Consider the following 14,375-nt stretch of genomic DNA (forward strand, 5'->3'; position numbering starts at 1 on the left):
AATACAGTGTATCGACATGAGACACCGCATCGCAGTGATCGGGGCCGGTCCCGGCGGGCTTGCCCTCGCCCGCGTCCTGCACCGCCACGGCCATCCCGTCACCGTCCTCGAACGCGATCCCGCGCCCGACGCCCGTCCCCCGGGCGGCACCCTGGACCTGCACGAAGGGCTGGGGCAGCGCGCGTTGGACATGGCGGGCCTGCTGGCGGAGTTCCAGGCGCTGTCCCGTCCCGAGGGGCAGGCCATGCGCATCCTGGACACGGACGGGACCGTCCTGCGCGACTGGCGGCCCCGACCGGACGACCTGGCCAATCCCGAGATCGACCGCGGGCAACTCCGCGACCTGCTGCTGGGGCCCCTGGACGTCGAGTGGGGGCGGGAGGTGACGCGGGTGGTGCCGGGGGCCGGGGGCGGCGCGGTGGTCCATTGCGCGGACGGGCGACAGGAGACGTTCGACCTCGTGGTCGGCGCGGACGGCGCCTGGTCCCGGACCCGCCCGGCGGTCTCGCCGGTGACGCCGCACTACACCGGCGTCACCACGGTCGAGACCTCGCTGGACGACGTCGACATCCGCCACCCCGACCTCGCCCGGCTGGTCGGCGACGGCTCCCTGGCCGTGTACGGCGTGCACCGAAAGCTCGTCGCGCAACGCAACAGCGGCGGCCACGTCAAGGTGTACGCCCAGTTCCGCGCGGAGCCGGACTGGCACGCGCACCTGGACCTGGCCGACGCCGAGGCCGTGCGGGCGAGTCTGCTGGCCCTGTTCGACGGCTGGGCCGCCCCCGTCCTCGACCTCCTCCGGCACGGCCCCGCGTTCGTCCACCGCCCCCTCCACGTCCTGCCCGTGGCCCACACGTGGACCCATGTCCCCGGGGTGACGCTGCTGGGCGACGCCGCCCACCTGATGCCCCCACTGGGGGCGGGTGCGAACCTCGCCCTGCTGGAAGGCGCCGAACTCGCCGAGTCCCTCGCCACCGGCTCCCAAGACCTGGACGACACCGTCCGCGCCTTCGAGGAACGGATGTGGGAACGGGCCGGCAGGTGGGCGCAGATCACGACGGCAGGCCTGGAACGCCTGCTGAGCCCGGACCCCGCCGCAGCCGTCGCCCTCTTCGACGGCGTCCAGCCGTCCTGACCGTCCGTTTTGGCCGTGTACACATACGAGCGTGACGACGACCGACCTCGATGACGACGTGCCGGAGAAGGCCCTGCGTGTCGTCGGCGGTGGCACCGAGAGCAGGGCGATGATCTGCTCGACCGCCGCGCATCGGCCTCAGCCCGGCCACGGCAGCACGGTGAGCTCCGGCCACTCGCTCCTCCAGCGCGCTGCCTTGGCCTCATAGACCTCCTGCGGGGCAAGGACCGGATTGGGCCGGACCACAAGGTCGAACACGTCGGAGAGCCCGTGGGGCGCGTAGACACGCCACTCGCCGTCGGGCTCCAGCCGCACCCCCAGACAGCACGTCGTCGCGGCGAAGGAATCGATCGCCGCCTCGGTGGACTCGTGCGGCGGGCAGGGCACGCCGAACTTCTGCTCGTACCAGAGATGCACACGGGCCTCGTTGCGGATCTCCACCTCGGCCGGCAGCCCGGCGAACACCTCCCGCCCCGCCTTGATCACGGCATCCTCCGCCTCCCAGGACAGATCGGTGCTGTCGAAGTAGAAGATGTCGTAGTCCCTGATGCCGCTGGTCGCGGGCCTGTCGGTGACCACGTTCCACACCGTCTGGAACAGGCAGCCCGCCGTCACGTACCAGCCCGGCAACTCCAAGGTCGCCGCCCTGGCCATCACGTCGATCAGAACCTCGTTCCGGGAGAGCACCGACCGCAAGCCGTCGAGCTGCTCAACGAGCGGGAGTCGACCGAACATCCGTACTCCCCCCATCACGACGGAACGCGAGATACCGGCTGAAGGCTTCGTGGCTGTCGGGGGTGAAGCGCCACTCCGACAGGGCCGAGCCGAGCTCCGCCTCCGTCAGCCAACAGTGCCGGGCGATCTCATCGGGATCAGGGACCACGGCGTCCGGCACCACGGCTTCGTGCACGCCGAGCCAGTGAGGGCTCGAGCCGCTGCGGTTGACGAACGTGAACAGCAGGCGCGGCCGCACACGGATGCCCAGCTCCTCGGCCAGCTCCCGCGCGGCGGCCTGTTCATAGGACTCGCCGACATGTGCGGCGCCGCCGACCAGGACCTCATGGAGGCCGGGGAAACGCGCCACCTGCTCCGACCGTCGGTGGACGAAAATCCGGCGACGATCATCACGACACACCGTCACGGCGACCCGATGCAGCCAACCCTCCCGGACGGCCTCCCGACGGCTGACCACCCCCAGCACGCGATCTTGATCATCGACACGCTCCACCCGTTCGTCCACGACGCCCACCCTGGCAGAGCCCACCGACAAAGCCGCTTACGTGCGACCGGACACCAGCTCCCGTGCTCGGCCTCAGCGGCCATCCGGGTATGACACGGCGCACTATTGCAAGCAGGTGCTTGCAATTGTTAGCGAGGGTGGGGCACGGTGGAGGCATGGCATCGCTCAACGTCGGCAATCTCGGTGAGTATCTGCGCGAGCAGCGGCGCAACGCGCAGCTGTCGCTCAGGCAGCTCGCCGACGCCGCCGGGGTGTCCAATCCGTATCTCAGCCAGATCGAGCGCGGGCTGCGCAAGCCGAGCGCGGAGGTGCTCCAGCAGGTCGCCAAGGCGCTGCGGATCTCCGCCGAGACGCTGTACGTCCGCGCCGGGATCCTCGACGCCGAGCGGGATCTGAACGAGGTGGAGACCCGCGCGGTCATCCTCGCCGACCCCACTCTCGACGAGCGGCAGAAGCAGGTGCTCCTGCAGATCTACGAGTCGTTCCGCAAGGAGAACGGCTTCGGGGCGGAGAACGCCGTCGACGGCGGTGCCAGGACCGAGAACGACAGCGAGAACGACAGTGCAACCGGTCCCCGGCGGACGGCCGGATGAGCCGGCCAAGCGCGCCGGCCGCCGCGCCGCGGACCACAAAACCCTCAGCCGAACTTTAATACGGGAGGACCATCACCATGGCCATCACCGACGACCTGCGCAAGACCCTCAGCGACCCGACCCCGCTCTACTTCGCCGCCGGCACCGCCGACCTGGCCCTCCAGCAGGCCAAGAAGGTCCCCGGTCTGGTCGAGCAGCTGCGCACCGAGGCCCCGGCCCGTATCGAGGCCGTGCGCAACACCGACCCGAAGGCCGTGCAGGAGAAGGCCGCCGCCCGCGCGAAGGAGGCCGGTGCCAAGGCCAAGGAGGCGCAGGCCACCCTCCAGACCCGGGTCAACGACTTCATCGTCTCCCTCGACGGCGACCTGAAGAAGCTCGGCGAGTCCGCCCAGGACTTCGCCCTGCGCGGGGTCGGCGTGGCCGCCGAGTACGCCGTCAAGGCCCGCGAGACCTACGAGAAGGTCGCCGAGCACGGCGAGCAGGCCGTGAAGACCTGGCGCGGCGAGGCCGCCGAGGAGATCGAGGACCTCGCCATCGTCGTCGAGGGCAAGCCCGAGCCGGTCGAGACCCGTCAGGAGCCGAAGAAGGCCGACGAGCCCAAGGCCGCCGAGGCCAAGCCGGTCGCCGTGAAGAAGGCCCCGGCCGCCCCCAAGAAGGTCCAGGCCCCGGCGCCCCGCAAGGCCACCCCCACGGCCAAGAAGACCACCCCGCCGGCCAAGTAAGGGCCGTATCAGCGCTGTGAGCGGGCCGGGCACCTTGAGGGTGCCCGGCCCGTTCTACGGGTACGGTGGCCGCGTAGGGAGCGGGGATCGGGGATCGGGAAGGAACGGTGGTGGCGGCATGCTGATGCTGGGGTTCGCGGGGTTCCTGGGAATTTTGAAGATCGTCCTGATGGCGCTGGCGGCGTTCGGGCTGTTCGACGCCGCGTTCCGGCGTGAGGACGCCTTCCGTGCGGCCGACAAGCAGAACAAGATCTTCTGGCTGATCATCCTGGCCATCGCCCTGGTCGTCAGCTACCTCTTCTCGATCCTCTCCATCCTCCCGATCGCGGGCGTGGTGGCGAGCATCGTCTACATCGTCGACGTCCGGCCCGCGGTCAAGCAGGTCTCGGGCGGAGGTGGCGGCTGGCGAGGCCGCCGCGGCGGCAGCAGCAGCGACGGCCCGTACGGCCCGTACAACGGCGGCCGCTGACCGTTCAGGGCGCGCCCGCCGGGGCGCGCCCCAAAGGGCGAGCAGTCGCTCTCAAACCCCTCGATCCAGCAGCACAACGGCCACGTCGTCGGTCAGCTCACCCCCATTGAGCTGCCGCACCTCGTTCACCGCCGCCCGCAGCAACGCCTCCCCGGTCAGCCCGGAGTCCAGCTGCCGCCGCACCATCTCGACCATCCCCTCCTGCCCGAGCCGCTCCCCGCCGGCCCCCACCCGGCCCTCGATCAGCCCGTCGGTGTAGAGCATGAGGCTCCACTCGGCCCCCAGCTCCACCTGCGTCCGGGGCCACCGGGCACCCTTCAGCAGCCCGAGCGCCGGGCCGTTGTTGTCGTAGGGCAGCAGCTCGGCCGGCCGGCCCGGCCGGGCGAGGAGCGGCGCCGGATGCCCGGCCAGGCACAGGCCCGCCCGGCGCCCGTCCGGCGCTATGTCGACCGTGCAGAGCGTCGCGAAGATCTCCTCGTCGGAGCGCTCGTGCTCCAGCACCTCCTGGAGCGTGCCGAGCAGCTCGTCCCCGCACAGCCCCGCCAGGGTCAGCGCCCGCCAGGCGATCCGCAGCTCCACCCCGAGCGCGGCCTCGTCGGGGCCGTGCCCGCAGACGTCGCCGATCATGGCGTGCACGGTGCCGTCGGGGGTGCGCACGGTGTCGTAGAAGTCGCCGCCGAGCAGGGCCCGGGAGCGGCCGGGGCGGTAGCGCGCGGCGAACCGCAGCGAGGAGCCGTCCAGCAGGGGCGTTGGCAGCAGGCCGCGCTCCAGGCGCCGGTTCTCCTGCGCCCGCATCCGCCCCTCCGCGAGCTTGCGCTCGGTGGTGAGGGAACGCTTGCGTTCGACGGCGTACCGGATGGCGCGGCTCAGCAGCCGTCCGTCCAGTTCGTCCCGGAAGAGGTAGTCCTGCGCGCCGACGCGCACGGCCTCGGTGCCGCGCTCGGCGTCGCCGGAGGCGGTGAGCGCGAGGACGGCATGGCGGGGCGCGAGCTCCAGCACGTGCTTGAGCACGGCCAGCTCGCCCTCCGTGTCCTTGCCGCCCGGCGCCGGCAGCGCCAGGTCCAGCAGGATGCAGTGGACGTCGTCGGTCAGCAGCCGCTCGGCCTCGGTGAGGTTGCGGGCGGTGCGGATACGGATCGAGGTGCCGGACGCGTCGCGCAGCTCGGGCAGGATCGGCGAGCCGGCCGGATCGTCCTCGATCAGCAGCAGGGTGAGAGTGGTGCCGCCCGCGTTCGGCGCGACGGCTTCCGTGCGGTTGGCCTCTTCCTTGAGGGGGCCGCCGTCCTGTGCGGGCACTGCGGCCGGCGCCTGACCACTCTCCACGGCCGGGATCGCTCTCTGCCGCGGTACGGGTACGGGCATCGTGTCGGGTTCCTTCCCTCCCCCCGAGGGCGTGGTGGGACGAGGGACTCGACCCCACCGACCGGGACCCTAGCGGTACTCGCCGCCGCAACGGAATGGTGTGAGCCGCGTCGCTCGGTCTCAGACCGATGTCATATGCCGTGTGCCGTACCGCAGTTGGGCGAGAGGGCGGTGGAACGGGGATGACGAAGGTCACGTGCCGCCCGGGTTTGAGCGGGGCGTTGCCGTGGGCCGGGTCACATGACACAGCTCACGAAAGGGGCATTACGCATCCGGGCGCACCACTCCGAGGATCGGCATGGTCCCGGCGCCCCCGATCGACACCGTCCGTCCGGGCCGCGGGGCCTGGATGATCGCGCCGTCCCCGATGTACAGGGCGACATGGCTGGCGTCGTCGAAGTAGATGATCAGGTCGCCGGGGCGCATGTCCTTCACGTCGACGTGCTCGAGCTGTTTCCACTGCTCCTGCGAGGTCCGCGGGATCGGCTTCCCGGCGCTCGCCCACGCCTGCGAGGTCAGTCCGGAGCAGTCGTACGAGTCCGGGCCCTCGGCGCCCCACACGTACGGCTTGCCGATCTGGGCGGTGGCGAAGGCGACCGCCTTCTCGCCGGCCGCGGAGGCCTTGCCGTGGATCTCGCCGAGTATCCCGGTGTCCAGCCAGGCGGTCTGCGCCTGGTAGGCGGCCCGCCGCTCCAGCTCGGCCAGCCGTTCCTTCTGCTTCTTCTGAAGGGTCGACTGGAGCTTCTCGGCGGCCGCGATCCGCTCCGTGATCTTCTTCTTGGCGGCGGCCTTGGCCTTGCGTCCGGCCTCCAGCTTGTTCCACTGGTCGGCCGCGTCCGCCGCGTACTGCTTCAAGTCCTGCTGGGTCCGGGTCAGTTCGCTGATCAGGGCCTTGGTGGCGCGCTCGCCCTGGAGCACCCGTCCGGCCCCGTCCAGGAACTCCGAGGGGTCGTCGCTGAGCATCAGCTGGGCGGTGTCCGGGAGTCCGCCGGTGCGGTACTGGGCGGCGGCCGCCCGGCCCGCCCGCTGCTTCAACTGGTCGAGTCTCTGCTGCCCCTTGACGATCTTCTTGGCCAGGTCGACGATCTGGGCCGACTGCTTCTGGGCGGCCTCCTCGGCGGCGTTGTAGGCGTCGGTGGCGACGGCCGCGTCGTGGTAGAGGTCGTCCAGCTTGCGCTGTACCGCTTCCAGGTCCTTGTCGGGCGGGAGGGTCGCCGGGGGGCTCGGGGGCACGCCCTGGGACGCGCTCGGGGAGGGCGTGGGGTCCGGTGCCGCGAACGCCGTGCCGGGTGCCGTCAGTACGGTCACCGCGCAGACCACCGTCACCGCCGTCGCCAGGATCCCGCGCCCACCCGGCCGGACGGAGTGCTTGTCCGGTCCCATGTCCCGCCCCCAAAAAACTGATTAACCGTCAGTAACATGCGATACGGGGAGGATCGTGCCACGGGGCGCCGCAAAGCGACAGAGGTGACGGCAGGTGGGTTCCTCCCCGGTTTCCCCCCGGACATGACGATCTCCCCGCCTGTGTGACGTACGACTCACCGTGATCGTTCCCGGCCGTCCCGTCGGCCGCCCCGTCAGGCCGTCGGCGCCAACGCCTCCCAGGCCACCGTCACTTCCCCCTGCCGCCAGCGCACCGCCGAGTCCGTCACCGGCCAGTCGGCCGTGAGGTCCCGTACCGCCCGGATCCACCGCTGCCGGGCGCCGTACGACGCGTAGGGCGCGGCCGCCGCCCAGGCGCGGTCGAAGTCGCGCAGGAACGCGTGCACCGGTTCCCCCGGCACGTTGCGGTGGATCAGCGCCTTCGGCAGCCGTTCGGCGAGGTCCGACGGCCGGTCGAGCGATCCCAGCCGGGTCGCGAAGGTCACCGTGCGCGGCCCGCCGGGCCCGAGCGCCACCCACACGTGGCGCCGCCCGATCTCGTCGCAGGTCCCCTCGACCAGCAGCCCGCCGGGCGCGAGCCGCGCGCACAGCCGCTCCCAGACGCCGGCGACCTCACCCTCGTCGTACTGCCGCAGCACGTTGGCCGCGCGGATGAGCAACGGCCGCGTGGGGACGGGGATCTCGAACCCGCCGTGCCGGAAGGCGAGCCCCTCGCGCGCGTACGGCTGCGCGGCGGCCACCCGCGCGGGCTCGATCTCGACCCCGACGACCCGCGCGCGCGGCGCGACGGTCCGCAGCCGCCCGAGGAGCTCGACGGCGGTCCATGGCGCGGCCCCGTACCCGAGGTCGACGGCCAGGGGGTCGCGGGCGCGCCGCAGTTCGGCACCGTGGACGGCGGCGATCCACCGGTCCATACGGCGCAACCGATTGGGGTTGGTGGTCCCGCGCGTCACGTTTCCCACCGGGCGGGAGAGGGCGCGGGCGGTCATGACCAAGAGGGTAAACAGTGACGCAACCGCAGAAGGCGCGCCACCCCCCTCCGCCCCCCTCACGCGCCCCGACCCTCACGCACCCCGCCCTCGAACGGTTGAGCGACGTCAGGTAATACGTAGGTAAAATTCACCTCCCCCGGAATGGGAACCCGTGCCCCGCTGTTGCAGACCTGGAGGACCCCCACGTCCTCCCGAAGGCATGCCCGCACAAGGAGGACCGCCACGTGAGCCAGTACGTCAGCAGGCTCCTGCGCTCCCGCCGCCCCCGCCGCGTCGCCATGCTCTCCGTGCACACCTCGCCGCTCCACCAGCCCGGCACCGGCGACGCCGGCGGCATGAACGTCTACATCGTGGAGCTCGCGCAGCGCCTCGCCGCGATCGACATCGAGGTGGAGATCTTCACCAGGGCCACCGCCGGCGGCCTCCCGCCCGCCGTGGAGCTGGCCCCGGGCGTCCTCGTGCGGCACGTGGACGCCGGCCCCTACGAGGGGCTCGCCAAGGAGGAGCTCCCGGCCCAGCTGTGCGCCTTCACGCACGGCGTGATGCAGGCCTGGGCCGGCCACCGCCCCGGCTACTACGACCTCGTCCACTCGCACTACTGGCTCTCCGGGCACGTCGGCTGGCTCGCCGCCCAGCGCTGGGGCGTCCCCCTCGTGCACGCCATGCACACCATGGCCAAGGTCAAGAACGCCAGCCTGGCCGACGGCGACACCCCCGAGCCCGCCGCCCGCGTCATCGGCGAGACCCAGATCGTGTCCGCCGCCGACCGGCTGATCGCGAACACCTCCGAAGAGGCCGACGAACTCGTCCACCACTACAGCGCCGACCCCGCGAAGGTCGCCGTCGTCCACCCCGGCGTCAACCTCGACCGGTTCTGTCCCGCCGACGGCCGCGCGGCCGCCCGCGCCCGCCTGGACCTCCCGCAGGACGCCCTGGTCCCGCTCTTCGCGGGCCGCATCCAGCCGCTGAAGGCCCCCGACATACTGCTGCGTGCCGTGGCCGTCCTCCTCGACGAGCGCCCCGAACTCCGCTCCCGGATCGTCGTGCCGATCGTCGGCGGCCCCAGCGGCAGCGGCCTCGCCAAGCCGGAGGGCCTGCAGAAGCTGGCCGCGCGGCTCGGCATAGCGGACGTGGTGCGGTTCCGGCCGCCGGTCGGGCAGGAGCGGCTCGCGGACTGGTTCCGGGCCGCCTCCGTCCTCGTGATGCCCTCCTACAGCGAGTCCTTCGGCCTGGTGGCGATAGAGGCGCAGGCGGCGGGCACCCCCGTTCTGGCCGCCTCCGTCGGCGGGCTGCCGGTGGCCGTACGGGACGGCGAGACCGGCTTCCTGGTGCGCGGCCACGATCCCGCCGAGTACGCGCGCGTGCTGAGCCGTTTCGCCGACGACCCGTCCCTGGCGGACCGTTTCGGCAGTGCCGCCGCCCGGCACGCCCGGTGCTTCGGCTGGGACACGGCGGCCGCCGCCACCGCCGACGTCTACCTGGCCGCGACCCAGTCCCACCGCCGTCGCGTACGCTCGGCCCATGGGTGATGCTTCACAGGAACAGCGGGCGGCGCAGGTCATCGAGGGCGTCCTGAAGGACGCCGAACTGGAGTGGGCGAGCCCCGAGTCCGGCACCTACGTCGTGCAGCTCCCCGGCACCCGCAAGCTGAAGACCACCGTCTCGCTCCTGGTCGGCCGTCACTCGCTCTCCCTGAACGCCTTCGTCATCCGCCACCCCGACGAGAACGAACCGGCCGTGCACCGCTGGCTCCTGGAGCGCAACCTGCGGCTGTACGGCGTGAGTTACGCCGTCGACCGGCTCGGCGACGTCTACCTCACCGGCAGGCTCCCGCTCGGCTCCGTCACCGCCGACGAGATCGACCGCCTGCTCGGCCAGGTCCTGGAGGCCGCGGACGGCGCCTTCAACACCCTCCTGGAGATGGGCTTCGCCTCCTCGATCCGCAAGGAGTACGCGTGGCGGGTGTCGCGCGGCGAGTCGACGCGGAACCTGGACGCGTTCACTCATCTGATCGAACGCCCCGCTGACTGACCTCTGCACGACTCTTTCGTAGTCCGCGATCGCCGTGGCATGCTCACGCTCGACGCAGATCTGAACGTCGTTCACATCCATGACTGACTCGCATGGAAGGGCGTACGGAATGAGTACCGCGCACCACGGCATGACCAGACGCACCCTGCTCGCTGGCGCCACCGCGGTGGCCGCGACCGCGGTGGCGGGTGCCGGCACCGCCCGCGCCTCCGACGCTCAAGCCCCCGGTCTCTGGCGCGAGTTCGTACGGACGCCCTTCACCCACCCACAGATCCCGTACGTCGGACGGGCCGGCGCCGCACGCATCCGCCGGCTCCCCGTGGTGACCGACGTACGCGCCCACGGCGCCGTGGCCGACGGCGTCACGGACTGCGCCCCCGCGATCAACCGTGCCATCGCCGCAGCCGCCAGGGCCGGCGGTGGCACGGTCGCCATCCCGCCCGGCACCTTCCGCATCGACGGCCTGATCCAGCTCGGGTACGACAACGTGGTGCTGCGCGGCGCGGGCAGCGGCCGTACCACCCTGTATGCGACGAAGAGTCTCACCGAGCTGATCGGCCCCTACGGCTCCCGCTACGGCGGCACCAAGTCGGCGTGGTCCTGGGCGGGCGGCCTGATCTGGCTGGCGCCCAAGGCCCGGTGGGACTCCCTGGTGGCCGCCGTCCGGGCGCAGGCCTGGCCGTTCGAGGGCTGGACCGGCAACAAGCGCGACGAGTGGCAGCCGCTGACGCCGGTGGCGCCGGCCCACCGGGGCGACTGGACGGTCACCGTCGCCGACGCCTCCCGGCTCCGCCCCGGCCGCCTGGTCCTGCTCCGCGTCTCCGACGACACCGCCCACACCCTCCTCCAGCACATGTCGGGCGGCGGTCCGGGCCCCGCGGCCTACTACTGGGAGGACAAGACCAAGCTGCTGTCCTACGTCCCGTACGAATGGCCCGTCCGCGTCACCGCCGTCCGCGGCCGCCGGGTGACCCTGGAACGCCCGCTCCCGGTGGACCTGCGCCCCGAGTGGAACCCCCAGTTCACCACCCATGTGAGGGAGTTGACCGGATCCGGGGTCGAGGGCCTCACCCTGGACGTGAGGGAGACCCCGCAGTCCCCGCACCTCCTCGACAAGGGCTACAACGGGGTCGTTTTGCAGTGCGCGTACGACTGCTGGGTGGACGACGTCACGGTCCGCAACGTCGACAACGGCTTCGGCCTGGTCGCCGCCTCCGCCTGCACCCTGCGCCGCACCCGGGTCGGCGGCCGGGGCGAACACCACCCCTACTTCTGCCGCGAGGGCTCCCACGACAACCTCGTCGAGGACTTCACGATCGAACAGCGCACGGTCCCGGCGCCGTCCGACACCCAGTTGCACGGCATCAACGTCGAGGGCCTGTCGTCCCACAACGTCTGGTCACGCGGCGAGATGCAGATGGGCACCTTCGACTCCCACCGGGGCCTGCCCTTCGCGAACGTCCGCACCGACATCACGGTGGACAACAACGGCCGGCACGGCGGCGACGCCAACGCGGGCCCGTTGTTCGGAGCCCGGTTCACCCACTGGAACGTACGCGTGACCAACGGCAGGGCGGGCCTGATGCGCCTCGACGGCCTCGCCCCGTACTCCGCCACCGTCGGCCTCAACACGGTCACCGACTTCGACCAGATCGACGTACCGGACTTCACCGGCGACCTGCACTCCCGCCTCGACCTGTACGGCACCTGGGACGCGGTACGGCCACGGAACCTGTACGAGGCTCAGCGCGCGCTGTCCCGGTAGCGCCCCGGGGTCACCCCCACCAGCCTCTTGAAGTGCCGGGTCAGGTGGGCCTGGTCGTAGAAGCCGGTGGCGGTGGCCGTCTCGCCGGGCGGGACGCCGTCGAGCAGCAGCCGACGGGCCCGGCCGACCCGGCGGGACATCAGGTACTGGTGCGGGGCGATGCCGTACGCGCCGCTGAACGCGCGTACCAGATGGGCCGGATGGGCGTACAGCAGCCGGGCGGCCTCCTCCAGGGCGAGCCCCTCGGTGACCCGTTCGTCGAGGAGTTCGCGCAGGGTGCGGGCGAGCGCCGGGTCGGGGCGCCGCCGGGTCTCCGGGCGGGTCCCCGGCCGGGTCTCCCGCCGGGGGCGGAGCAGGTCGCGCAGCCGTTCGCCGATGAGGGTGAGCCGGCTCTCTGCCTCCAGCTCGTCGCCGGGGCGGGCGAGCGCGGTGTGCAGCCGGCCGACGCGCTGCCGCAGCAGGGGGTCGCGCAGGTCGGGGCCGTCGACGGCGGCCCCGATGAGGTCGTCGCCGAGCAGCGCCCCGTCCAGGTAGACCACCCGCTTGCGGAAGCCGTCCGCGGTGGCCGGGGAGCCGTTGTGCGGCACGTGCGGGGGCAGCAGCGAGACCGTGTCGCCCGGGGTGCCGTGCTCGTGCCGGTCGAGGTCGTACCGTACGGCGCCGTCGTCCACGATGAGCAGCGTCCAGGCGTCATGGACGTGCATCGGATAGGCGTACCCGGTGAAGCGCGCGTGGAAGACCTCGGTGACGCCCGGGACCCGGGGCCGCCACGCGGTGACTTCCTGGGTGGCGGGCTGCCGGGCGGTGGCGGGCTGCCGGTTGGCCATGCAAACAACGTACAAGACGAGGTCGTACGACGATCGGCAGTCTCATGCCATGAGTTCCATGAGTTCCTTGAGTTCCACGGGCACCGAACCCGTCCGTTTCGACACGAAGATCGCCGTACTGCTGCGCGAGGATCTGGAGCCCTGGCAGCGCCTCAACGTCACCGCGTTCCTGGTCAGCGGAGTGGGCCTGAGCGTCCCCGAGGTGGTCGGGGAGCCCTACGAGGACGCCGACGGGGTGGCGTACCTGCCGATGTTCCGGCAGCCGGTGCTGGTCTTCGAGGGGACGAAGGAGACGCTGAGGGCGGCGCACGAGCGGGCCCTGAGCCGGGCGCTGTTCCGTGCCGTCTTCACCGCGGACCTGTTCACGACCGGTAACGACCGCGACAACCGCGCGGCGGTCCGTGCCGTACCCACCGCCGAGCTGGACCTGGTCGGGCTCGCCGTGTACGGGCCGCGGAACGGGGTGGACAAGGTGCTGAAGGGGGCGCGGATGCACCCGTGACTGCGCCGACCGGAGGAATCGCATGGCGTGACCGGGTGAGCTGATCATTGTATTTGACCATCATCTTCGCGAATGTCGCATCTCAGAAACATGCGATACCTCCGATTCCCCAGCTCGGCCGTGGTCGCGGCGGCGATCGTCACCTGTGCGGCGGGCGGACCGGCAGCGGCCGGCGACGACTCCTCGGCCACACCGGTCGCCTGCAACTCGACGGCGTTGACGACCGCCGTCGCCACCGCGTCACCGGGGGAGGTCCTGTCCCTCGCCGCCGGCTGCACCTACCGGCTGACCGCTCCCTTCAGCACCGGTGACGGTCTGCCGGTCGTCGACCAGAAGCTCACGATCCGGGGCAACGGCGCGACGATCGTCCGTTCCGGGAACCCGCCCGCCACCTTCCGGATCTTCCACGTCGCCGAGGGCGGCAACCTCCGGCTGGAGGACCTCACCGTCCGCGGCGGCAGCACCGACGGGGACGGCGGGGGAGTGCTCGTCGACAGTCGCGGCAGGCTCACACTGTCCGGCGTCGACGTGATCGACAACACCGCCACCGGCAACGGGGGCGGGGTGGCGGTGTCCCCGAACGCCACGGCGGTCGTCCGCAACGGCTGGGTGGCGTTCGACAACGCGGCCGACGGGGGCGGGGTCTACAGCGCCGGCACGCTGAGCGTGCAGGGCACCGAGTTCAGCCGCGACCACGCCCGGAGCGTCGGCGGCGCGCTCTACCTGGCCGCCGGCAACACCTTCGTCGACGCGAGCCTCATCAGGCGCAACACGTCCGCCTGGCGGGGCGGTGGGGTCGCCGTCAGCGGCAGCGCGTCACTGGAGGTCAGCGGGAGCAAGGTCGCGAACAACACGGCGGCCGGTGACGAGGGCGGCGGGATCTGGAACCTGTCGCGGCTGCGGCTGACGAAGACCGAGGTCGTCGGCAACGTCGTCGGAGGCACGGCGGGCGTCGGCGGCGGCATCTACAACGCCACGGGCAACGCCGTGCTCGTCCTCGAGGACAGCGAGGTCCTCACCAACAGCGCGAACGGCAACGGCACCTCCCGGGCCGGCGGCATCTACAACGACGCCGGACACGTCACCCTCGATCACACCGACGTCCGCGACAACGCCTCCAGGGTGGCTCCCGGAGGCGTCTACACCACCAACCAGTTCGCGGTCCGCGATGCGACGATCACCCGGAACACCCCGACCAACTGCGCGGGCAGCCCCGTCACGGTCACGGGCTGCACGGACTGACCCGACCCGACCCGACCGGGCCGACGCCCGCCAGGCCTGCGGCTGGGGTGCTGGGGTGCTGGGGTGCTGTGCCGGATGTGCCGTCCGTCAGGTGTGCAGCCGGGGTGCTGTG

The 14,375-nt window shown here is 71.8% G+C and carries 15 protein-coding genes; 9 read left to right on the plus strand and 6 right to left on the minus strand.

Going from position 1 to position 14,375, the window contains the following annotated elements; genetic code table 11:
* The first annotated feature begins 16 nt into the window (after positions 1–16).
* Positions 17–1,135 carry an NAD(P)/FAD-dependent oxidoreductase gene (locus AB0958_RS14600; RefSeq protein ID WP_366890758.1) on the plus strand — a complete coding sequence of 373 codons (1,119 nt, stop codon included), beginning with the start codon at positions 17–19 and terminating at the stop codon, positions 1,133–1,135.
* Positions 1,136–1,273: 138 nt separating this feature from the next.
* Here AB0958_RS14600 and AB0958_RS14605 read toward each other — a convergent pair whose 3' ends face one another.
* The gene (locus AB0958_RS14605) at positions 1,274–1,870 is read right to left on the minus strand and encodes a nucleotidyltransferase family protein (protein ID WP_366890759.1); all 597 of its coding nucleotides are present in this window, start codon (positions 1,868–1,870) and stop codon (positions 1,274–1,276) included.
* Positions 1,845–2,384, minus strand: coding sequence for an NUDIX domain-containing protein (locus tag AB0958_RS14610; RefSeq protein WP_366890760.1), 540 nt, complete (start codon positions 2,382–2,384; stop codon positions 1,845–1,847). Before AB0958_RS14610 ends, AB0958_RS14605 begins: the two co-directional genes overlap by 26 nt.
* 146 nt (positions 2,385–2,530) lie before the next feature.
* Between AB0958_RS14610 and AB0958_RS14615 the strand changes: the two genes are divergently transcribed.
* The 3 genes from AB0958_RS14615 to AB0958_RS14625 all read left to right on the plus strand — a co-directional run bounded on the left by AB0958_RS14615 (position 2,531) and on the right by AB0958_RS14625 (position 4,159).
* A complete protein-coding gene (locus AB0958_RS14615; protein WP_366890761.1) occupies positions 2,531–2,968 on the plus strand; it encodes a helix-turn-helix transcriptional regulator in 438 nt (145 codons plus the stop codon).
* A 77-nt stretch (positions 2,969–3,045) separates the two neighbouring features.
* Positions 3,046–3,690 carry a hypothetical protein gene (locus AB0958_RS14620; protein ID WP_366890762.1) on the plus strand — a complete coding sequence of 215 codons (645 nt, stop codon included), beginning with the start codon at positions 3,046–3,048 and terminating at the stop codon, positions 3,688–3,690.
* 118 nt (positions 3,691–3,808) lie between these two features.
* The gene (locus AB0958_RS14625) at positions 3,809–4,159 is read left to right on the plus strand and encodes a DUF2516 family protein (RefSeq protein ID WP_366890763.1); all 351 of its coding nucleotides are present in this window, start codon (positions 3,809–3,811) and stop codon (positions 4,157–4,159) included.
* A gap of 51 nt (positions 4,160–4,210) precedes the next feature.
* On the opposite strand, the gene AB0958_RS14630 is transcribed toward AB0958_RS14625, so the two are convergent.
* The 3 genes from AB0958_RS14630 to AB0958_RS14640 form a co-directional block, all read right to left on the minus strand.
* Positions 4,211–5,521 (minus strand): fused response regulator/phosphatase, encoded by a 1,311-nt coding sequence (locus tag AB0958_RS14630; RefSeq protein WP_366890765.1) that lies wholly within the window; start codon positions 5,519–5,521, stop codon positions 4,211–4,213.
* A 264-nt stretch (positions 5,522–5,785) separates the two neighbouring features.
* Positions 5,786–6,904 carry an NlpC/P60 family protein gene (locus AB0958_RS14635; RefSeq protein WP_366890766.1) on the minus strand — a complete coding sequence of 373 codons (1,119 nt, stop codon included), beginning with the start codon at positions 6,902–6,904 and terminating at the stop codon, positions 5,786–5,788.
* Between the two features lie 194 nt (positions 6,905–7,098).
* Positions 7,099–7,893, minus strand: coding sequence for a class I SAM-dependent methyltransferase (locus AB0958_RS14640; protein ID WP_366890767.1), 795 nt, complete (start codon positions 7,891–7,893; stop codon positions 7,099–7,101).
* A 281-nt stretch (positions 7,894–8,174) separates the two neighbouring features.
* Here AB0958_RS14640 and mshA point away from each other — a divergent pair, with 281 nt between their 5' ends.
* The 3 genes from mshA (at position 8,175) to AB0958_RS14655 (ending at position 11,692) form a co-directional block, all read left to right on the plus strand.
* Positions 8,175–9,425: a D-inositol-3-phosphate glycosyltransferase gene (mshA, locus tag AB0958_RS14645; RefSeq protein ID WP_366890786.1), complete on the plus strand. Its 1,251-nt coding sequence runs from the start codon at positions 8,175–8,177 to the stop codon at positions 9,423–9,425.
* On the plus strand, positions 9,418–9,927 hold the full coding sequence (locus AB0958_RS14650; protein ID WP_366890769.1) for a YbjN domain-containing protein: 510 nt from the start codon (positions 9,418–9,420) through the stop codon (positions 9,925–9,927). The genes mshA and AB0958_RS14650 overlap by 8 nt, the downstream gene beginning before the upstream one ends.
* A gap of 109 nt (positions 9,928–10,036) precedes the next feature.
* Positions 10,037–11,692, plus strand: a complete 1,656-nt coding sequence (locus AB0958_RS14655) for a glycosyl hydrolase family 28-related protein (RefSeq protein WP_366890770.1) — start codon at positions 10,037–10,039, stop codon at positions 11,690–11,692.
* Here AB0958_RS14655 and AB0958_RS14660 read toward each other — a convergent pair.
* On the minus strand, positions 11,671–12,519 hold the full coding sequence (locus AB0958_RS14660) for an AraC family transcriptional regulator (RefSeq protein WP_366890771.1): 849 nt from the start codon (positions 12,517–12,519) through the stop codon (positions 11,671–11,673). The genes AB0958_RS14655 and AB0958_RS14660 overlap by 22 nt on opposite strands.
* Positions 12,520–12,577: 58 nt before the next feature.
* Here AB0958_RS14660 and AB0958_RS14665 point away from each other — a divergent pair, with 58 nt between their 5' ends.
* Entirely contained in the window at positions 12,578–13,021 is a 444-nt protein-coding gene (locus AB0958_RS14665; RefSeq protein WP_366890772.1) for a DUF2000 domain-containing protein, read from the plus strand.
* A 90-nt stretch (positions 13,022–13,111) separates the two neighbouring features.
* Positions 13,112–14,263, plus strand: a complete 1,152-nt coding sequence (locus AB0958_RS14670; protein ID WP_366890773.1) for a right-handed parallel beta-helix repeat-containing protein — start codon at positions 13,112–13,114, stop codon at positions 14,261–14,263.
* The last annotated feature ends 112 nt before the right edge of the window (positions 14,264–14,375 follow it).

This window comes from Streptomyces sp. NPDC006655, assembly GCF_040703965.1.
Classification (GTDB): domain Bacteria; phylum Actinomycetota; class Actinomycetes; order Streptomycetales; family Streptomycetaceae; genus Streptomyces.